Raw genomic sequence first — 19,636 nt, forward strand, 5'->3', positions numbered from 1 at the left:
CGTTATGTACGGTTGAATACATCCATTTGCTTCGCATGTGGCCGTGTGATTTTCGCATAACATTGAATAAAAACATTATTTGTTGAATTGTCGGTGGTGGAACAAAGCTTGCTTTTGTGAATTTCAGGGGCGCTTTGTCGCCTCGCGCTATATCCGACCATATACAACAAGGGAGAAATCCGATGAAGCACCGCATCGCAAAACTGCTGCTCGCCCTGGCGCTGGCCAGCGCCGGCCCCGCCCTGGCCGACGAGGTCCAGGTGGCCGTGGCGGCCAATTTCACGGCACCGATGAAGGCCATCGCCGCAGAGTTCGAGAAAGACACCGGCCACAAGGCGCAACTGGCGTTCGGTTCGACCGGCAAGTTCTACGCCCAGATCAAGAACGGTGCGCCGTTCCAGGTATTGCTGGCGGCCGACGACGAGACCCCGGCCAAGATGGAAAAGGAGGGCATGGCCGTGGCGGGGAGCCGCTTTACCTACGCCATCGGCACCCTGGTGCTGTGGTCGGCCAAACCCGGATTCGTGGACGACAAGGGCGCGGTACTGGCCAAAGGCGAATTCGCACACCTGGCGCTGGCCACGCCCAAGCTTGCGCCCTATGGCGCCGCCGCGATGGAAACTCTGACCAAGATGGGGCTGGTGGACAAGCTGCAGGCCAAGATCGTGCAGGGGGAGAACATCGGCCAGACCTACCAGTTCGCCGCCACCGGCAATGCCGAGCTGGCCTTCGTCGCGCTTTCGCAGGTCATAAAGGACGGAAAAATCGGTGCCGGTTCCGCCTGGATCGTCCCGCAGTCCATGCATGCACCGATCCGCCAGGATGCGGTGATCCTCGCCAGCGGCAAGGGTAACGCCGCAGCGGAAGCGCTGATGAAGTATCTCAGGAGCGCCAAGGCGACAGCAGTCATCAAGTCCTACGGTTATGCCGTGGAATAAATGGATTTCATGGTACAAAAAACCGCAATTCAAGCCACAGAGATCACAGAGGACACAGAGGACACAGAGATGGAAGGGGATTTGCCTGTTTTTACAGTCCAACTTATGGGTGAAACCAATACTTATGGAAATTCGTTATTTCTTCTCTGTGTTCTCTGTGGCTAACCGGAGGTTTCTCGGATCATGCTGACCGACGCCGACTATTCCGCCATCCGCCTGACGCTCGAACTGGCGACCCTGACCACCGCGCTGCTGCTGCTGATCGGCACGCCCATCGCCTGGTGGCTGGCGCGCACCCGCTGCTGGTGGAAGGCGCCGGTGAGTGCGCTGGTCACCTTGCCGCTGGTACTGCCGCCCACGGTGCTGGGCTTTTACCTGCTGGTGGCGATGGGGCCGAACGGTTTCCTCGGGCACTTTACCCAGGCGCTCGGGCTGGGCAACCTGCCGTTCACCTTCGCCGGACTGGTGCTGGCCTCGGTGCTCTATTCCATGCCCTTCGTGGTGCAGCCGCTGCAGAATGCCTTCGAGGCCATCGGCGCGCGTCCGCTGGAAGTGGCTGCCACCCTGCGCGCCTCGCCGCTGGACATGTTTTTCTCGGTGGTGGTGCCGCTGGCGCGGCCCGGATTCCTCACCGCGGCCATCCTGAGTTTCGCCCACACGGTGGGCGAGTTCGGCGTGGTGTTGATGATAGGCGGCAACATCGAGGGCAAGACGCGCGTGGTCTCGGTGCAGATCTACAACCACGTCGAGGCGATCGAATACGCCGAAGCCCACTGGCTGGCGGGCGGCATGCTGGTGTTCTCGTTCGTGGTGCTGCTGGCGGTGAATTTCTTCAACCCGCAACGCAAGCTGGCGCAGCCGTGACGACAGCGGAAAACACGCCCACCATCGCCGCGCGCTTCCATTTGGAACGCCCCGGCTTCGCGCTGGACGTCGACATCAAGCTGCCGGGGCGCGGCGTGACCGCGCTGTTCGGCCATTCCGGCTCGGGCAAGACCACTCTGCTGCGCTGCCTGGCCGGCCTGGAACGGGCGCCGGACGGCTATCTCGTGCTGGACGGAGAGGTCTGGCAGGATGGGCCGCTGTTCGTGCCCACCCATAAACGGCCGCTCGGCTATGTCTTCCAGGAAGCCAGCCTGTTCGCCCACCTCAGCGTTCGACGCAACCTGGAATACGGCCTGCGGCGTATCGCCGACGGCGCCCGGCGGGTGTCGCTGGAGCATGCCATCGAGCTGCTCGGCATCGGCCACCTGCTGGAGCGCATGCCGGAGCGTCTTTCCGGCGGCGAACGCCAGCGCGTGGCCATCGCCCGCGCGCTGGCGGTGAGCCCCAGGATACTGCTCATGGACGAGCCGCTGGCGGCGCTCGACCTGGCGCGTAAGCAGGAGATCCTGCCCTACCTGGAACGCCTGCACGACGAACTGGAAATCCCGCTCATCTACGTCAGCCATTCGCCGGACGAAGTGGCGCGCCTGGCCGACCATATCGTGGTGATGGACGCGGGGCGCGCCGTGGCGGCCGGCCCGCTGGTCGAGACCCTGGCGCGGCTGGACCTGCCGATCCACCTGGGCGAGGATGCCGGAGTGGTGCTGGACGGCGTGCTGGCGCAACGCGACGAAATCTGGCACCTGGCGCGCGTCGATTTCCCCGGCGGCAGCCTGTGGGTGCGCGAACACGGCGTGCCGCTCGGCCACCACGTGCGGGTGCGCATCCTGGCGCGCGACGTGAGCCTGGCGCTGGAACACGTCGACCATACAAGCATCCAGAACCTGCTGTCCGGCACAGTGGAAGCCATCGGCGAAGACAGCCATCCGGCCCTCGCCCTGGTGCGCGTGAGGGTAGGGGAATCGGCCCTGGTGGCGCGGCTCACGCGGCGCTCCGTCGCGGCGCTCGATCTTTCCCCGGGCCGCCCGGTGTGGGCGCAGGTCAAGTCGGTGGCGCTGATCGGGTAAGGACAAGGAGAATTCGATGATCGAGGAATGGAAACGGGAACTGCCGTCCGAGCAAGCCGCGCTGGCCTGTCCACCGCTGTGCTTCGAGCGATTCAGCGAACCCGAGGCGCGCGCGGAAAAAGTTCTCGGCTACGACGCCGGGGGCGAGGTGTGTTACTACCGCCATGCCTACTCGCTGACGGAGAGTTTTCTCGACGCAGACGACCTGACTTGCGAAAGCGAGGTTTTCTACGAGACCGTAACGGCGTGGCGCCTGGCGGACCGACGCTGGCTGACGTGCCTGCGCCAGGGAGGGGAGCAGGGATTGTGCGGCGACCGTCTCCGTCCGCCGAGCTATGCCATGGCTGACGAGCGGCCGCGTTAAGCACCTGTCTGACCGATTCGCTGTGAGGGAGAGTGTCGGGCTGCGGTGTACAATGGCGGCCATGCCAAATTCCTCCGCCCAGCAAATCCTGCACGACATTTTCGGCTACTCGTCCTTCCGCGACGAGCAGCAGGCCATCGTCGAGCATGTCGCGACGGGCGGCGACGCGCTGGTGCTGATGCCCACCGGCGGCGGCAAGTCCTTGTGCTACCAGATTCCTTCCCTGTTGCGGCGCGGCGTCGGCATCGTGGTGTCGCCGCTGATCGCGCTGATGCAGGACCAGGTGGATGCCTTGCGCCAGCTCGGCGTCAGGGCTGCGTTTTATAATTCCAGTCTTTCTGCCGAAGCGGCGCGCGAAGTGTTCATCGCGCTGGTGCGCGGCGAGCTCGACATGCTTTACGTTGCGCCGGAGCGGTTGCTGCTGGCGAACTTCCTCAACACTTTGGAACAGGTGCAGGACGGGCCGGGACTGGCGCTGTTCGCCATCGACGAGGCGCATTGCGTGTCGCAGTGGGGCCACGACTTCCGCCCCGAGTACCGTGCCCTGACGGTATTGCACGAGCGCTTCCCCGAAGTGCCGCGCATCGCCCTCACCGCCACGGCGGACGCGCCCACGCGGCGCGAGATAGTGGAGCGCCTCAACCTCGAAAACGCGCGCCAGTTCGTCTCCAGCTTCGACCGTCCCAACATCCGCTACCGCGTGACGCACAAGGCCAACGCACGCCAGCAGTTGCAGGCCTTCCTCGAAGCCGAGCACCCCGACGATGCCGGCATCGTCTACTGCCTGTCGCGCAAGAAAGTCGAGGAAACCGCGGCCTGGCTCAAGGAAAAAGGCTGGGACGCGCTGCCCTACCACGCCGGGCTGGCCGCCGCCACGCGCAACGCGAATCAGAAAAGATTCCTGCGCGAGGAGGGCGTGATCATGGTGGCCACGGTGGCCTTCGGCATGGGCATCGACAAGCCCAACGTGCGCTTCGTCGCCCACCTCGACCTGCCCAAGAGCATGGAAGGCTACTACCAGGAAACCGGCCGCGCCGGGCGCGACGGCCTGCCCGCCAACGCCTGGATGACCTACGGCCTGGGCGACGTGGTCTCGATGCGCCAGATGCTCGATTCCGGCGATGCCCCCGAGGAGCGCAAGCGGGTGGAGCGCCAGAAGCTCGACGCCCTGCTGGGCTTCTGCGAATCCACCGCCTGCCGCCACCAGACCCTCCTGCGCTACTTCGGCGAGGAGCATCCCGGTGCCTGCGCCCAGTGCGACAACTGCCTCGAACCGGTGGATACCTGGGAAGCCACCGAAGCCGCGCGGATGGCGCTCTCCTGCGTCTACCGCACCGGCCAGCGCTTCGGCGTGGTGCACCTGATCGACGTGCTGCTGGGCAAGGCAAACGCAAAAGTCGAACAATTCAACCATCAGCAGCTCAGTACTTTCGGCATCGGCCAGTCGCTCAACCAGGCACAGTGGAGCAGCGTGTTCCGCCAGCTGGTTGCGGGCGGCCTGCTGGAAGCCGACATGGAAACCTACGGCGGCCTGCGTTTGACTGAAGACGCCCGCCCGGTGCTGCGCGGCGAGCAGGATGTCTGGCTGCGGCGCGACGCCGAACCCGCCAAGCGCAAGGTCAGCAAGGCCGAACGCGGCGCCCGTGCCCGCGAAGCTTTCGCCGGCGCCAGCGAAGACCCGCTATGGCTGGCCCTCAAAGCCAAGCGCACTGCACTCGCCCGCGAACAGGGCGTGCCGCCCTACGTCATCTTCCACGACAGCACCCTGCTGGAAATCCTTAACCGCCGGCCTGGCAGCCTCACCGAGATGGGACAGATCAGCGGGGTGGGGCAGGCCAAGCTGGAGCGTTATGGGGATGCGTTTTTGCAGGTGCTGGAGGATGCGAACGGGGTGAGTTAAATAAACGGCGGGTAGGTTGGGGTGACGCAGGAACCCCAACATTTCTCTTCCCGCGGTCAAGGCTTGTTGGGGTTCGCGGGCTCACCCCAACCTACGGTTTGGGCCTTGGCTTCATTGGGCGGATATTGTCTCATTCATTCGCCCCATTCGGCTTTCTTCCCTTCGGCGTAAGTCGCCCCCCAATCCACCGGGAGAATCCCGTCCCGAACATATCGATGCAGCGACGAATGCGGCCAGTCGATGGGCGTTTGCGCGTGGCCGTGTTTGACCGGGTTGTAATGGATGTAATCGACATGCCGGGCGTAATCGCCTTCATCGCGGATTTGGTGTTCCCAATAGCGCCGTTGCCAGATGCCCCGTTCGCCCTTGGCGATTCGGCTCGAAGCGATGCGCTCGATCCTGGGCAGGTTGCGAGAAAATCCAGCTTTAATCAGCGCCCAGCGGGTGGGGTAATCGGCATCGCCGGGCGGCAACGTCCAGACGGTATGCAGGTGCTCGGGCAGGACCACGATGGCGTCGATATGGAAGGGATGCCGTTCGCGGACAAGGTGCAGGCTTTCGCGCAGCTTGTCGATGTGGTCGGTAAGCAGGGATTTCGATCTGTCGCCAGGTTGACGGTAAAGAAGAACGTTCCACCCGGCGTGAATGCGCGTGTGTAGCGGCTCACGGCTTGGGCGTCGTGGTGTTGGGGGGCGCGGGCTCACCCCAACGTACTGGGGCGGGCTGCACCATTACAGTGTCGAATGTTCGTCGGCAAACGAACCCGTACGTTCGTTAAAGTCGTCCCATGCTTCAGTCGCAGCGGCGCAGCTCGCCTCGCTCGTCGAAAGATCGTTGGCCATCACTTTTGCCTGAGTCGCCAGACTCTCGTCCAGCTTCAGCTTGGCCGGGTGCTTACGCGCTTGATTTGTTTGAATAAGCTTCATGGGAATGTCTCCTGTGCCTATGGTATTCACATTGCCATTGTTTGGGAAGCGTGTAGGTTGGGGTGACGCAGGAACCCCAACATTCCTTCGCCGTATCTCGTGACCAAGGTTTGTTGGGGTACGCAAGCTCACCCCAACCTACGGGCTGTTATGGGGATTACGCCGCCTTGCCGTAACCGTCCAAATCAAGCAATATCAAGCGGACTGATATGCGAGAAACCAATGGATAAGCCAAAGAGAGATAATCAAGGCGCGGAAGTGGAAACCTTCCTGCGCTCCCTGCAGCAGGAAATCGTGGAGGAACTCTCCCGCATCGAGGGGCGGCCTTTCCTGCACGACGCGTGGGAGCGCGCCGAGGGTGGCGGTGGCATCAGCCGGGTGCTGGAGGATGGCGAGGTGTTCGAGCGCGCGGGCGTGAATTTTTCCCACGTGCGGGGGAATGCCCTGCCGCCGTCGGCATCGGCCAGCCGCCCGGAGTTGGCGGGGCGCAGCTTCGAGGCCATGGGGGTTTCGCTGGTCATTCATCCGCGCAATCCCTACGCGCCGACCACCCACATGAACGTGCGTTTTTTCGTCGCCACCAAGCCGGGAGCGGAAGCAGTGTGGTGGTTCGGCGGCGGCATGGACCTGACGCCGTACTACGGCTTCGCGGAGGATGCCGTCGCCTTTCATCGCGCCTGCCGCGATGCGCTGGAGCCGTTCGGCGCGCACTACTACCCGCGCTTCAAGCGCCATTGCGACGAGTATTTTTTCATCAAGCACCGCCAGGAGCCGCGCGGTATCGGCGGGGTGTTTTTCGACGATTTCAACGAGCGCGATTTCGACTACAGCTTCTCGCTGGCGCGCAGTGTCGCCGGCGCCTTCCTCGGTGCCTATGTGCCGATCCTGGAACGCCGCATGGCGACGCCCTACGGGCCGGAGCAGCGCGCTTTCCATGAATACCGGCGCGGGCGTTACGTGGAGTTCAACCTGGTGCAGGACCGGGGCACGCTGTTCGGCCTGCAATCCGGCGGGCGTGCCGAATCCATCCTGATGTCCATGCCGCCCGTGGTGCGGTGGCGCTACGACTGGGTGGCCGAGGCCGGCAGCCCGGAGGCGCGCCTGATGAGCGAATTCCTGGTCGCTAAAGACTGGCTGGAGACGTAGCCCAGGCGGAACGCGGGCAAAAAAAATCCCGGGCGATTTCCAGGCCCGGGATTTTTATTTGCGGCAGGAACTCAGAACACCCAGGTCAGCTGTGCGCTGAGCCGGTTGCCCGTCGTGTCCAGAATGGTCTTGTAGTCGTTGAGCTGCGTGGTCCATTGGGCCTGGGTGCCCGTCGTGCCGTGCGCGTCCATGTGGGGAACCTTGACGGTGCGGATTTCGTAGTTCACCGCGAAGCGCAGTTTGGGGCTGTAGAAATATTGCCCGCCCAGGGTCCAGGTAGTGGCCTTGCGCTCGTCGAAGGCCGAGTTGGTCATCTTGTCGAGCGTGTCGTAGCGCAGGTCCGCTTCCCACTGGGGCGTGAATTTCCAGCCCGCTTCGAGGTAGTAGCCGTTTGCCTTGTTGCTCGATTCGACCGCCATGAGGTCGACCGGCTCGAAGGCGGGCGCGCCGACATCGTTGAACTGGGGCGCGGAGGCGATGTAGATCATGCCCTTGGCGCGGATGTATTCGCCGCTCAGGCGCAGCCCATGACGCAGGTACTTGGCGCCGACGCCTTCGCGGACGCGGGAATAGTCGCCGCCGTTATATGCGCGTTTTCCTTCCTGGTGCCAGGCATAGACCGTCACGTCCTCGCGTTTCGGGCCGCTGCCCTGGAACACGTAAGCCGCCTGTACCCGCCCAGTGATGTCGTGATTGCCGCCGTTGAGCCGGTCGCTCCAGGTGATGCCGTTGGCCTGGCTGGCCATTACGGCGTAGGCGTATTCCCACCTGCCGCGGTTGAACCAGTCGTAGACCTCGACGCCGACATCGCGGTAGCCGGCAACTGCGCCCGTCAGCTTCGACTGCTTGAACTGCACGCCGAGGATCGGGGAGTGGGTGCGGGCGGTGTTGGTGTAAGGCGTCACGAAGCGTTCGTTCAGCAACTGGTCGGTGACGCTGGTGAAGTTGATGTAGTCCAGCACCTGGACGCCCGTCATCGCTTCCTCGCCCAGCGGCAGACGGCCCAGGCCGACACGAACGCGCGCGCCGGGAATGTAGTTGAACGTGGCCGAGGCATCGGTGAACACCTAGTGCCGCTCGCGCGTCAGGCCGTTGTTGCCGACTTCGCCCAGGACGAAATAATTGATCTTCTCGTCGGTGCCAGGGATAACGCCACGCACGCCGGGCCGCGCGCGGAACAGCTGCAGCTGGTCGGTATGGGCGAGGTCGGGGCCGACCATGTTGCCCAGGTAGACGTGGCCGTTATAGGGAACCAGGCCGGCCGGCGCGGTGATGCCCTGGACCGGGTCGGCATAGACGTGGGTATAGGTCGGTTGAACGAAGCCCCAGAAAGTGTAGGGCGCGGCGCCCGGCTGCTCGTTGTTCTGCAACTGGAACCAGTTGGTGGCGAAGGAAGCGGGCGCGTGCGCGCAAGCGGCGACCAGTGCGGTCGCCAGTATGGATTTTTTCATTGTCCCCTCCTGAGGGCGTAATTTTTATTGTGCTTTGGTTTCTGTCGCTCTACGCGTGCCGCCGATCAGGGGCGGATGTAGGCGTAGCCTTCTTTTTGTTTTTTCATCAGTTCGATCACGCCGGCGGGGACGAAGCCGGCGGATGAAAGCATGTCGTCCTTGCTGAGCTTTTGCGCTTTCATGGTGTTTTCGCAGGCAACGACCTTGACGCCTTCCGCGACCGCTTCGTCGATGCGGTTTGCCACGGCCGAGTCGAACTTGAGCATGCCGATGCCGGGGCCGTAGGCGACGATCTCGATGTCGACATTTTTCGCGCCGAGTTCCTGCTGCACGTTCTTGGCGTTGTTGAGCGTCAGGTTCCAGATCTTCGGATCGCCTGCGCTCACCTGGAACACGACTTTCTGCATTTCCTGGCTGGCTTGCGAGGCGGGGGCGTCAACGGCGCCGGCGCCGGTCGAAGCGAAGCTTAAAGCCAGGGCGAAGGCCGCGGTGAGTCCGCAGTAGTGATGGATGGGCTTCATGATGTTTTGTCTCCTCAAGTGTTTTTATATAGTGGCGATGCATTGCCGCTACAGGTAAAGACGCCGCGAGCAGGGTTTCTATTCCATTTCGCACAACAATAAATAGTTGGAAAAAATGGAATAAATTCGCGGGCTGCCGCGTCATATACTTAAGCTCACTTTTTCAGGTCGATATCCCGGTACGATGAAAATCATTTCCCTGATCTGCCGCTCCTACGAATTCCGCAAGCAGCTCGAGCAGAGCCGCACCAAGCTCTATCGGGTCGCCTACTCCTGGTGCCACGACGCCGCGCTGAGCGACGACCTGGTGCAGGAAACCCTGTCCAAGGCGCTGAAGAACGCGGGTCAGCTGCGCGACCACGAACAGCTGAACAGCTGGCTGTTCCGCATTCTGAACAATTGCTGGCACGACCATTTCCGCGCCCATCGGGAAATGGAGGATATCGATGAAATCGAGGACCATCGCTGCGCCAATCCATACACCCCGGAAGATGCGCATGCGCAGAACCAGATCGTCAATCGTGTGAGGAGCGCCGTTTCCCGGCTCCCGCTGGGGCAGCGCCAGGTCCTGACGCTGGTAGACCTGGAGGAGTTTTCCTATGCCGAAGTGGCGGAGATACTTGCGTTGCCGGCCGGTACGGTGATGAGCCGTTTGTGCCGGGCAAGAAGGACATTGAAGGATTTATTGCAGGAACTTGCGCCGCCGCAGCCGGCCCAGGTCACCCCGCTCAGGAGGGTTAAATGAACCAGGATCAAACGCTTTCGGATGAATTCCTCAACGCTTTTGTCGACGATCAGCTCGACCCGGCCGAGAAAAGCCGTACCTTCGAACTGATCGAGCAGGATGAAGCGCTCAAGGCACGCGTGTGCGAATTGCGCGGACTGAAGGAAAAGGTGCAGCTCGCCTACCTGCAACCACCGCCGCCCGTGCATGCGACGAAAAAAAGCTGGCTGAGCGGGACGCCGTACCGCCAGGCCCTCGCCGCCAGCCTCTCCGGCTGGTTCGCCCACAACTGGACCGGTTACACCTCCGACCGCGACATCATGCGCCTGCTGCAAACCGTGCAGCGCAACGATCTCGGTGCGGACCCGCACAAGCTGATGATACACGTGGGGAATGCCAACCCGGTCAGGCTGTCCACCGCGCTGGACGAAGCGGAGAACCTGCTGGCAAGTTCCAAGCGCGCGAACCGGCCGATGCGGGTGGAAATCATCGCCAACGGCGGCGGCCTGGAGCTGCTGCGCGCCGGTTCCTCGCCCTACGCGCAGCGCATCGCCGCGATGCGCGAGAAGTATCCCAACCTCGAACTGACGGCATGCGGCCAGACGCTGAGGAACCTGCGCGCCAAGGGGGTGGACGTGCGCCTCCTGCCCGACACCGGCATTGCGCCTTCCGCGGTGGACGAAATCACCCTGCGTCTGAAGCAGGGCTGGGGCTATATCAAGGTCTGACCCGCTTTCCTCGCAGCATGCGGCGTGCGTCGCTCGGCACGGCGCGATTTACATGCCTCCTGCATGGTGGAATAATCATCCAACCCTAACCGCGACGGGCTTTCGCCAGTCCGCCTGGCCAGGCACGGTGCCGGATTCCGGCGCCGACGATGACATCCCTCAACCCGCATGGAAAGGAAACATCTTGGCTATCAGGCAACAGAAGGACCCCGCCCGCGCTCTCGCACCCGAGAACGGCAAGGCGCGTGCGCGCCGCAGCGCTCCAGCTGCACGCCCCGCTTCTGCCGGCGACATCGCGCCCACCACAAATACCCAGGGAATCGAGACGTTCGCCATCGGCGAAGCGGTCGCCGCGGCGCAGGAGTCCAAGATCGTGGCTGTGAAGGACATTCTGGCGGCGCAGCCGCCGGGCGATGCTCACGCCCTGGCGCGGACCCTGAAAACCATCATGGCCGGCGCTTCTCCCGAGGACGCTTTGGTACTGCGGCGGGCCTTGCTCAAGGAACAGGGTCCGGCTGCGCCCAAACTGCCGGTCAGCCCCGACGATCTGCTGTCGGACGACTGGCGGGACGGAGGTTACCCCTACAAGAACCTGCTGTCGCGCAAGAGTTACGAGCGCCAGAAATATCACCTGCAGGTGGAGTTGCTCAAGTTGCAGGCCTGGGTCAGGGAAACCGGCCAGCGGCTGGTGATCCTGTTCGAGGGGCGCGACGCGGCGGGCAAAGGCGGCACCATCAAGCGCTTCATGGAACATCTCAACCCGCGCGGCGCGCACGTGGTGGCGCTGGAAAAGCCGACCGAGACCGAGCGCGGCCAGTGGTACTTCCAGCGCTATATCCAGTACCTCCCCACCGCCGGCGAAATCGTCCTGTTCGACCGTTCCTGGTATAACCGCGCCGGCGTTGAACGGGTGATGGGCTTCTGCTCGCAGGAGGAATACCTCGAATTCATCCGTCAGGCGCCGGAATTCGAGCGCAATCTGGCGCGCAGCAATATCCACCTGATCAAGTTCTGGTTCTCGGTGAGCAAGGAGGAGCAGCGGCGGCGCTTCAATGAGCGCGAGGTGCATCCGCTCAAGCACTGGAAACTCAGCCCCATCGACCTGGCTTCGCTCGACAAGTGGGACGAATACACCAAGGCCAAGGAGGCGATGTTCTTCTACACCGACACCGCCGACGCGCCGTGGACGGTGATCAAGTCCGACTGCAAGAAGCGCGCGCGCCTCAACGCCCTGCGCTACGTGCTGCACAAGCTGCCCTACGACAACAAGGACATCGAAGCCATCGGCCCGCTCGACCCGCTGCTGGTGGGGCGCGCCAATATCGTGTACGAGCGCGGCGAGAATTTGAATTCGCCGCTGATTTGAGGCGAAAAAAAACGCAGGATGTTTCCATCCTGCGTTTTTTTACAGCGCGTGCCTTAAATCAGCTTTTGCTCGGGCAGGAGTTCAAGCCCAGCAGCGGGTAGAACGGGCACCAGCCCATCAGTCCGGTAGCCAGCGGGATAACGCCGATCCAGCCCCACATGCCGATGACGCCACTCAGCGTCAGGCCAATCAAGGCCGCGCCAGCCACGATACGCAACAGCTTGTCGATTCCACCTACGTTTGCTTTCATTTTCAGCTCTCCTGGGAAAAAGTTTGCGACGGGATGATAATAGGGCAAGCGCCTCGCAGTGTATGTGACTTTGGTTACATTGCAATAGCACGCAAGGCTTTGGTGTCGAGCACCCTGATCTGCTCGCGCCCCAGTTCGAGCATGCCCTGTTCCTGGAAGCCTTTCAGCAGGCGGCTGATGATCTCGCGCACGCTGCCGAGCTCGTCCGCCAGACCCTGATGGGTGGCGTGGATGATTTCGCCCTTGCCCAGCAGCAGTGCTGCCAGCCGCTGGTCCAGCTTGCGGAAGGCGACTTCTTCCACCAACTGCATCAGGTCGGCAAGGCGTTCGCCGAACAGGTTGAAGACGTAAGCGCGGAACGGCGGGTGCTGCTCGATCAGCAGGGTGAACAGCGCGCGCGGCACCACTACCGCGCTCAGGCTGCCCTCCGCGATGCCGCGCGCCGGATAGGCGTTCTGGCCCAGCAGGCAGCTGCTGGTGATGATGCAGCTTTCTCCCGGTGCGACGCGGTAAAGCTGCAACTCGCGCCCGTTGGCACCGGTCCGCACCACGCGCACCGACCCGCTGAGCGGCATGGGAAACGCCTGGCACGGGCTGCTGTTTTCGAACAGCACGGTCCCGGCTGGCGCCTCGATGTAGGCGGCTTCCTGGTCGAGCCGCCGCATCAGCTCGGCGGGCAAATCCCGCAACGAGGGGAACAGCGCGAGCAGTTGTGCCTTTGTTACATCATTCATTGCCTAGCCTTCCAATCGTGAGACTCGCGGAGCGAACCTTTGTCCCCCTCTCCCGCAAGCGGGGGAGGGCAGGGGTGGGGGAAACGGGCATGGCGATTTCTATGATAGGGGTTGCTGCTTTAACCATGTCCGCCCGTGAGCAGCGATAATATCCGGATTATCACATTTTGGAGTCGCGACTTGAAACAGCTTACCGCCGCAACGCTGGATACCCTTGCCCTGCAGGCCCGACAATCGCCGCGCCGCCGCGCCAACCACAACCTGCATGAGGAACTGGGCGACCCGGTCCAGCGCCTGGCCATCGCCATGGAGCCCGATACCCTGGTGTTGCCGCACCGCCACCCGCAAACCTGGGAAATGCTGTTCCCGCTGCGCGGGCGCTTTTTGGTACTACATTTCGACGAAGCGGGGCGCGTCACCGAGCGCACGGTGCTGGGCGCGGACTGCCAGGTGCTGGAGAACCCGGCCGGCACGTGGCACGCGGTCCTGTCGCTGGATCAGGGCGGCATCATTTTCGAAGTCAAGCAGGGGCCGTACATGTCTGTGGGCGAGGCCGACCAGGCGCACTGGGCTGTAGGGCGCTCGGCTGATGAGTTGAATGCCTGGTATGCAAGCGCTCATGTCGGGGATAGTTTCGCCTAAGCCTGCCAGCCCGCTCAAAATCCCGTAAAATTGCGCTCATCCCCATCATCCTGAATTAAGCGAACACCATGGCCCAATACGTAATGTCGATGCTCCGCGTGAGCAAGGTCGTGCCGCCCAAGCGGCAGATCATCAAGGATATTTCCCTCAGCTTCTTCCCCGGCGCCAAGATCGGCCTGCTCGGCCTCAACGGTTCGGGCAAGTCCACCGTGCTGCGCATCATGGCAGGCGCGGACAAGGAGTACGAGGGCGAGGTGCAGCACCAGCCCAACATCTCTATCGGCTACCTGCCGCAGGAGCCGCAGCTCGACCCGGCCAAGACCGTGCGCGAGGAAGTCGAGGCGGCTTTGGGCGAAGTGATGCAGGCGCAAAAGAAGCTGGAGGAAATCTACGCCGCCTATGCCGAGCCGGATGCCGATTTCGACAAACTGGCCGAGGAACAGGGTCGGCTTGAAGCGATCCTCGCCACTTCGGGCTCCGATTCCGAACATCAGCTGGAATTGGCTGCCGATGCGCTGCGCCTGCCGCCGTGGGATGCCAGGATTGAGCACCTCTCCGGCGGCGAGAAGCGCCGTGTCGCACTGTGCAAGCTGCTGCTGGAAAAGCCGGACATGCTGCTACTGGACGAACCGACCAACCACCTCGACGCCGAATCGGTGGACTGGCTGGAGCAGTTCCTGGTGCGCTTCCCCGGCACCGTGGTGGCGGTGACTCACGACCGCTACTTCCTCGACAACGCCGCCGAGTGGATCCTGGAACTGGACCGCGGCCACGGCATCCCGTGGAAGGGCAACTACTCGAGCTGGCTGGAGCAGAAGGAAGCGCGGCTGGAGACGGAGAACAAGCAGATCGACGCCCACATGAAGGCGATGAAGCAGGAGCTGGAATGGGTGCGGCAGAATCCCAAAGCGCGCCAGGCCAAGTCCAAGGCGCGTCTGAACCGCTTCGAGGAGCTCAATTCGCAGGAATACCAGAAGCGCAACGAGACGCAGGAGATCTTCATTCCGGTCGGCGACCGCCTCGGCAACGAAGTCATCGAATTCGACGGCGTGAGCAAAGCCTTCGGCGACCGCTTGTTGATCGACAACTTCAGCTTCAAGGTGCCGCCCGGCGCCATCGTCGGCATCATCGGTCCGAACGGTGCGGGCAAATCTACGCTGTTCAAGCTGATTACCGGCAAGGAACAGCCGGATAGCGGCAGCGTGAAGATCGGCTCCACCGTCAAGATCGCGCACGTCGATCAGGCGCGCGATTCGCTGCAGAACGACAAGACCGTGTTCGACGCGATCTCGGGCGGCAACGACATCCTCACCGTCGGCAAGTACGAGACCCCGGCGCGCGCCTACATCGGCCGCTTCAACTTCAAGGGTTCCGATCAGGGAAAAATGGTTGGCCAACTTTCCGGCGGCGAGCGCGGCCGCCTGCACCTGGCACAGACGCTGATTTCCGGCGGCAACGTGCTGCTGCTCGACGAGCCTTCCAACGACCTCGACGTGGAAACCCTGCGCGCGCTGGAAGACGCCCTGCTCGAATTCGCCGGCTGCGTGCTGGTCATCTCCCACGACCGCTGGTTCCTCGACCGCATCGCCACCCACATCCTGGCGGCGGAAGGCGATTCCAAGTGGACGTTCTTCGACGGCAACTACCAGGAATACGAGGCCGACAAAAAACGGCGCTTGGGCGAGGAAGGGGCGAAGCCGAAGCGGATTCGGTACAAGCCGATCAGCAGGTAATGGACACGAACCCGCGCGTGATCATCATCGCCGGCCCCAACGGGGCCGGAAAAACCACTTTTGCGCGCGAGTTTCTTCCGCAAGAAGCTCAACTCCCGGTCTTCATCAACGCCGATCTCATTGCCGCGGGACTTTCGCCGTTCAAACCTGAAGTGGCCGCCATCCAGGCTGGCCGCATCATGTTGGCCGAGATCGCTGAGAAATCTGCCAAACGCGAAAGCTTTGCCTTCGAGACTACGCTGTCCGGCCATGGCTATGCACGACACATTCCGGAGTGGCGCAAGGCAGGCTATCGCGTGGAGTTGTTTTTTCTTTCTCTCGATTCCCCTGAGACTGCCATCGCCCGAGTAAGGAACAGAGTCGCGCAAGGCGGTCATGACGTGCCGGAAACCACCATCCGCCGCCGCTTTTCCGGCGGCATCGAGAATTTCCACAGTATTTACAAGCCGCTTGTCGACGCCTGGCTGTTCTACGACAATTCAGGCAACGAACCCATTCCGCTGGACTGGAGCGAATCATGACCACAGCCAAGAAAACACGACCCATATCCCCCGATCTGCTGGGGGCTGAACTGGCCATCAAGCGGGCGGCTCAGCGAGCACGCGAAATTGCCATACAAACCAATACGCCCTGTATCGTCCGACAGGACGGCAAGCTCGTCGACATTACGAAGCGATCGGCTCCTGGCGCGAATTAGCTTGAGATAGCATGAGCCAACCCCCTTTGGTTTGCGACACCGACAAGACGAAGCGCCTGGACGAGGGCGGGCGAAGCCTAAACTGGTCAGCCGCTGAATCAGAAGCCCGCCGCGCGTGAACGCCTGCCCCTCCTGTTGCTACCCCATGGCGCCGCTCGGCGTGGACGCGCGCCTGGCGGGGAAGGTGGAGATCGACCTGTGCTTCTCGTGTCAGGGCATCTGGTTCGACGGCATGGAAAGTACGCAAATGTCGCCCGGCGGCGTCGTGGAGCTGTTCAGACTGATTCACGAACACCGCGACCACCAGCGCCACCAGCTCGGCGCAGACTTGCGCTGCCCCCGCTGCGAGGGGCACCTGGTCGGCAGCCTCGACATCGTCAAGAGCGGACGTTTCAATTACCACCGTTGCAGCAACGGACACGGACGTTTCGTTACCTTCGCCCAGTTCATGATCGAGAAGGGCTTCGTGCGCCAGCTGAGCGGGGCAGAAATCGAGGCGCTCAAGGCACGCATCGGCGTGGTCCATTGCACCAGTTGCGGCGCGCCAGTCGACATTCGCAAGGACAGCGCCTGCACCTACTGCCACTCTCCCATCGCCATTCTCGATCCGCAGGCGGTCGAGAAAGCATTGGCCAGCTACCAGCAGGCCGAGGTGAAACGCACGACCCTCGACCCCGAAGCCCTGGCGGACGCGATATTGATGGCGGAACGCGAGCGTGGCGCCTCGCCTCGCGCGGCGGGCACCGAGCTCGACCTGCCGATAGGCGACCTGATCGTTTCCGGCATCGGGATTATGGCTGGCATGCTGAAACGGCTCTAGGCGCCTGTTCAATGAGCGGTGGGGCGTTGGAACAAAATTGAAGAGCCGTGCTCGAAATGGTTTTGGATAACACCATGGAAATGAAAAAGATCAACTCAGGCAAGTTGCGCGCCATCGGCTACGATGCGCGCGCCCGCTTGCTGCAGGTCCTGCTCGACGACGGCTGCACACTTCAGTACAGCGGCGTCGGCGAGGAAGCCTGGCGCCGCCTCAGTAGCTCGGGGTCGGCCTGGAGCTATTACCGCGACAACATCGAAGAAGAGTTCAGCGCGAAGCTCGTTTCCGCCAACGCCCCTGCAGGCAAGAATCCGCTCGACGATTTATTCGGCAAACCCTGAATGGAAACAATCTCGGGTATTTCAAAGCTTTTTTATTCATTCACTGCGTCCTTGTAATTAACATATGGATTTTTCGATAGATATTCGGGAAAGCCGCGGCCTGCGCACGCTGCACTTTGATGGGCGGTGGATGCAAGGGGCGATGCGGATCACGCGGCCCTGGGATTTGGAGCTGGAATACACGCAGGTGATGATGGCGTGTTTGCTGATGCGCGATGAAAGCAGCTTTCCGCGCAACATCCTGTTGATCGGCCTCGGCGCAGCCTCGCTGACAAAATTCCTTTACCGCAACTGCCCGCTTGCCCACCTGACGGTTGTTGAAATCGATGCGCGCGTGGTGGATGCGGCTCGCGAGCATTTCGGGCTGCCGCATGATCCGGTGCGGTTGAACATGGTGATTGGCGACGGGGTCGATTTCATGATGGCCAGCGACCAGACATTTGATCTGATCCTGGTCGATGGTTTTAATGAGCACGCTCACCCCGGCGATCTCAATTCGCTGCCTTTTTATCAGGCATGCCGTTCACGGCTAAGCAATCAAGGCATGCTGGCCGCCAATCTGATCGGTTTGTGTCGCGGAGTAAAAGGCGGTTTCGCACATATCGAATCTGCTTTTGAAGACCGTGCCCTGATGTTCCCCCAGTGCAAAAGCGGAAACACGATTGCTTTCGCGGCGACAGCAGGCGTCATCAACGTTTCGCTGGATGAGTTGAAGAAAAAGTCGTTAGCGTTCGAGCAACGAACAGGTCTTGCGCTCTTGCCGGCTTTAAGAAAATTAGAAATGATGTGGCCAGCATCACATTCCCTTTGAACCGCAACAGTCAATCACAAGTTCCCTTTTGAAGAATCTCCAACCATCCTGCGTCTGGTCGCACTTCGCCACCCTCTGCGCGATTCCGCGCGCTTCGCTGCACGAGGATGCGCTGATCGCGCACCTGATCGCCTGGGCAAAGGCGCACAGCATCGCCGCCGTGGTCGATGCCGCCGGCAACCTGATCCTGAAAAAGCCCGCCAGCCCCGGCTGCGAGGCGATGCCGGGCGTGATCCTGCAAGGCCATCTCGACATGGTGTGTCAGGCCAATGCCGGTACGCAGCACGACTTCGAGCGCGACCCGATCAACGCGGTGGTGCGCGATGGCTGGGTGGTGGCGGAAAATACGACGCTGGGCGCGGACAACGGTATTGGCGTAGCGCTGGCGCTGGCTGCGCTGGAAGAGCCGGGGCTGGTTCATCCGGCGCTGGAGGTGCTGCTCACCGTCAACGAGGAATCCGGCATGGACGGCGCGCGCGGGCTGGTGTCCGGCACCTTGCAGGGCAAGGCGCTGATCAACCTCGACACCGAGGAGTGGGGGCATTTCTATCTCGGTTGCGCGGGCGGGGTGGATGTGGAGGTGCGCGGCGATTGCGCGCTGGAAGACCTGCCGCCGGGCTATGTGCCACTTCGGCTGGAAGTGTCCGGGCTGCGCGGCGGCCATTCCGGCATCGACATCCATCTCGGGCGCGGCAATGCGATCAAGCTGCTGGCGGAGGCGCTGCGCGAGCTGGCTTCCCGTTACGACCTGCGCCTGATCGGCACGCAGGGCGGCACGGCGCGCAACGCCATTCCGCGCGAGGCGGTTGCGGTGTTCGCGTTGCCGGCTGCGGAGGCGGCGCAACTGGACACATGGGTGCAGGCGAAGCATGCGGCATGGCGGGCGCGCTTTGCGGCGGCGGATGCAAAGGTGGCGCTGGCGGTTCGGCAGGAACTTCTTGGGCTGGACAGCAGCGCTTCTACCCTCTCCCTAGCCCTCCCCCTGGAAGGGGGAGGGGATGGTTTGGTGGCTGCTGAATTCGCGCCGCGCAAGGCCATTTCTCGCACCGAGCGGGAGCGATTGCTCGATTTTCTCGACAGCGCCGCCAACGGCGTGGCGCGCGTCAGCGACGATTTTCCCGGCGTGACCGACACTTCGGACAATCTCGGCGTGCTTGCGCTGGAGCAGGGCGCGTTCCGTGCCACCTTCAAGGTGCGCTCGCTGCACGATGCACGCGCCGATGCGCTGGCCGACGAGATGGTGGCGCATGCCGCATCATTCGGCTTGCAGGCCTGGAAGGACGGCGCCTATCCGGGCTGGACGCCGAACCCGTCATCCCCGTTGCTCGATTTGTGCCGGCAGGTGTACAGCGCGCAATTCGGCCAGCCCGCGAGTTTGCAGGTGATACATGCCGGACTGGAGTGCGGCCTGCTCGCCGCCAGCCATCCGCAACTGGACATGATCTCCTTCGGCCCCGATATCCGCGGCGCCCACGCACCCGGCGAAAGCGTGGAAATCGCATCGGTCGCGCGCTGTTGGCAATTGCTCAAGGCGGTCCTGCATGCGCTGGCTCAGCCACATGCGGTGAGAGGCTAATGGCCACCAAACGCGGGCG

Annotated in this window: 24 protein-coding genes; 17 read left to right on the plus strand and 7 right to left on the minus strand. The window is 62.5% G+C overall.

Annotation, left to right across the window (positions count from 1 at the left end; genetic code table 11):
- Positions 1-182 precede the first annotated feature (182 nt).
- From modA to recQ, 5 genes are all read left to right on the plus strand, one after another.
- Entirely contained in the window at positions 183-938 is a 756-nt protein-coding gene (gene modA / locus SKTS_RS04600) for a molybdate ABC transporter substrate-binding protein (RefSeq protein WP_173060997.1), read from the plus strand.
- 183 nt (positions 939-1,121) lie between these two features.
- The gene (modB, locus tag SKTS_RS04605) at positions 1,122-1,802 is read left to right on the plus strand and encodes a molybdate ABC transporter permease subunit (protein WP_173061000.1); all 681 of its coding nucleotides are present in this window, start codon (positions 1,122-1,124) and stop codon (positions 1,800-1,802) included.
- A complete protein-coding gene (gene modC / locus SKTS_RS04610) occupies positions 1,799-2,890 on the plus strand; it encodes a molybdenum ABC transporter ATP-binding protein (RefSeq protein ID WP_244617436.1) in 1,092 nt (363 codons plus the stop codon). Before modB ends, modC begins: the two co-directional genes overlap by 4 nt.
- A 16-nt stretch (positions 2,891-2,906) precedes the next feature.
- Positions 2,907-3,254, plus strand: a complete 348-nt coding sequence (locus SKTS_RS04615; RefSeq protein ID WP_173061003.1) for a hypothetical protein — start codon at positions 2,907-2,909, stop codon at positions 3,252-3,254.
- Positions 3,255-3,315: 61 nt separating this feature from the next.
- The gene (gene recQ / locus SKTS_RS04620) at positions 3,316-5,154 is read left to right on the plus strand and encodes a DNA helicase RecQ (protein ID WP_173061006.1); all 1,839 of its coding nucleotides are present in this window, start codon (positions 3,316-3,318) and stop codon (positions 5,152-5,154) included.
- A gap of 134 nt (positions 5,155-5,288) precedes the next feature.
- Here the strand turns inward: recQ and SKTS_RS04625 are convergent, their stop codons facing one another.
- Both SKTS_RS04625 and SKTS_RS04630 read right to left on the minus strand, forming a co-directional pair.
- Positions 5,289-5,858, minus strand: coding sequence for an REP-associated tyrosine transposase (locus SKTS_RS04625; RefSeq protein WP_244617437.1), 570 nt, complete (start codon positions 5,856-5,858; stop codon positions 5,289-5,291).
- Positions 5,859-5,885: 27 nt separating this feature from the next.
- Complete coding sequence (locus tag SKTS_RS04630) at positions 5,886-6,080, minus strand: hypothetical protein (RefSeq protein WP_173061009.1); 195 nt, start codon at positions 6,078-6,080, stop codon at positions 5,886-5,888.
- Positions 6,081-6,302: 222 nt separating this feature from the next.
- On the opposite strand from SKTS_RS04630, the gene hemF reads away from it, so the two are divergent.
- Positions 6,303-7,226, plus strand: a complete 924-nt coding sequence (hemF, locus tag SKTS_RS04635) for an oxygen-dependent coproporphyrinogen oxidase (RefSeq protein ID WP_173061012.1) — start codon at positions 6,303-6,305, stop codon at positions 7,224-7,226.
- Positions 7,227-7,297: 71 nt separating this feature from the next.
- On the opposite strand, the gene SKTS_RS04640 is transcribed toward hemF, so the two are convergent.
- The 3 genes from SKTS_RS04640 to SKTS_RS04650 form a co-directional block, all read right to left on the minus strand.
- Positions 7,298-8,293 (minus strand): porin, encoded by a 996-nt coding sequence (locus SKTS_RS04640; RefSeq protein ID WP_173061015.1) that lies wholly within the window; start codon positions 8,291-8,293, stop codon positions 7,298-7,300.
- Entirely contained in the window at positions 8,294-8,677 is a 384-nt protein-coding gene (locus SKTS_RS04645) for a hypothetical protein (RefSeq protein WP_173061018.1), read from the minus strand. It lies immediately after the preceding gene.
- A 65-nt stretch (positions 8,678-8,742) separates the two neighbouring features.
- Entirely contained in the window at positions 8,743-9,198 is a 456-nt protein-coding gene (locus tag SKTS_RS04650) for a DsrE family protein (protein WP_173061021.1), read from the minus strand.
- Between the two features lie 184 nt (positions 9,199-9,382).
- Here SKTS_RS04650 and SKTS_RS04655 point away from each other — a divergent pair, with 184 nt between their 5' ends.
- The 3 genes from SKTS_RS04655 to ppk2 all read left to right on the plus strand — a co-directional run bounded on the left by SKTS_RS04655 (position 9,383) and on the right by ppk2 (position 12,016).
- Positions 9,383-9,943 carry an RNA polymerase sigma factor gene (locus tag SKTS_RS04655; RefSeq protein ID WP_173061024.1) on the plus strand — a complete coding sequence of 187 codons (561 nt, stop codon included), beginning with the start codon at positions 9,383-9,385 and terminating at the stop codon, positions 9,941-9,943.
- The gene (locus tag SKTS_RS04660) at positions 9,940-10,650 is read left to right on the plus strand and encodes a hypothetical protein (protein ID WP_173061027.1); all 711 of its coding nucleotides are present in this window, start codon (positions 9,940-9,942) and stop codon (positions 10,648-10,650) included. The genes SKTS_RS04655 and SKTS_RS04660 overlap by 4 nt, the downstream gene beginning before the upstream one ends.
- 184 nt (positions 10,651-10,834) lie before the next feature.
- Entirely contained in the window at positions 10,835-12,016 is a 1,182-nt protein-coding gene (gene ppk2 / locus SKTS_RS04665) for a polyphosphate kinase 2 (protein WP_244617438.1), read from the plus strand.
- 58 nt (positions 12,017-12,074) lie between these two features.
- On the opposite strand, the gene SKTS_RS04670 is transcribed toward ppk2, so the two are convergent.
- Complete coding sequence (locus SKTS_RS04670) at positions 12,075-12,266, minus strand: YgaP family membrane protein (protein WP_173061033.1); 192 nt, start codon at positions 12,264-12,266, stop codon at positions 12,075-12,077.
- Between the two features lie 74 nt (positions 12,267-12,340).
- Positions 12,341-13,000 carry a Crp/Fnr family transcriptional regulator gene (locus SKTS_RS04675; RefSeq protein WP_173061036.1) on the minus strand — a complete coding sequence of 220 codons (660 nt, stop codon included), beginning with the start codon at positions 12,998-13,000 and terminating at the stop codon, positions 12,341-12,343.
- Positions 13,001-13,180: 180 nt separating this feature from the next.
- Here SKTS_RS04675 and SKTS_RS04680 point away from each other — a divergent pair, with 180 nt between their 5' ends.
- From SKTS_RS04680 to SKTS_RS04715, 8 genes are all read left to right on the plus strand, one after another.
- A complete protein-coding gene (locus tag SKTS_RS04680) occupies positions 13,181-13,642 on the plus strand; it encodes a WbuC family cupin fold metalloprotein (protein ID WP_173061039.1) in 462 nt (153 codons plus the stop codon).
- Between the two features lie 68 nt (positions 13,643-13,710).
- Positions 13,711-15,375: an energy-dependent translational throttle protein EttA gene (ettA, locus tag SKTS_RS04685; protein WP_173061042.1), complete on the plus strand. Its 1,665-nt coding sequence runs from the start codon at positions 13,711-13,713 to the stop codon at positions 15,373-15,375.
- Between the two features lie 17 nt (positions 15,376-15,392).
- Entirely contained in the window at positions 15,393-15,896 is a 504-nt protein-coding gene (locus tag SKTS_RS04690; protein WP_244617439.1) for an ATPase, read from the plus strand.
- Positions 15,893-16,072 carry a hypothetical protein gene (locus tag SKTS_RS04695; RefSeq protein ID WP_173061049.1) on the plus strand — a complete coding sequence of 60 codons (180 nt, stop codon included), beginning with the start codon at positions 15,893-15,895 and terminating at the stop codon, positions 16,070-16,072. The genes SKTS_RS04690 and SKTS_RS04695 overlap by 4 nt, the downstream gene beginning before the upstream one ends.
- A gap of 115 nt (positions 16,073-16,187) precedes the next feature.
- A complete protein-coding gene (locus SKTS_RS04700; protein WP_173061052.1) occupies positions 16,188-16,892 on the plus strand; it encodes a TFIIB-type zinc ribbon-containing protein in 705 nt (234 codons plus the stop codon).
- Positions 16,893-16,972: 80 nt separating this feature from the next.
- Positions 16,973-17,230, plus strand: a complete 258-nt coding sequence (locus SKTS_RS04705) for a KTSC domain-containing protein (protein ID WP_244617440.1) — start codon at positions 16,973-16,975, stop codon at positions 17,228-17,230.
- Between the two features lie 64 nt (positions 17,231-17,294).
- Positions 17,295-18,041, plus strand: coding sequence for a fused MFS/spermidine synthase (locus tag SKTS_RS04710; protein WP_173061057.1), 747 nt, complete (start codon positions 17,295-17,297; stop codon positions 18,039-18,041).
- 28 nt (positions 18,042-18,069) lie between these two features.
- Entirely contained in the window at positions 18,070-19,617 is a 1,548-nt protein-coding gene (locus tag SKTS_RS04715) for an aminoacyl-histidine dipeptidase (protein WP_173061060.1), read from the plus strand.
- Positions 19,618-19,636: the final 19 nt, after the last annotated feature.

This window comes from Sulfurimicrobium lacus (assembly GCF_011764585.1).
GTDB lineage: Bacteria > Pseudomonadota > Gammaproteobacteria > Burkholderiales > Sulfuricellaceae > Sulfurimicrobium > Sulfurimicrobium lacus.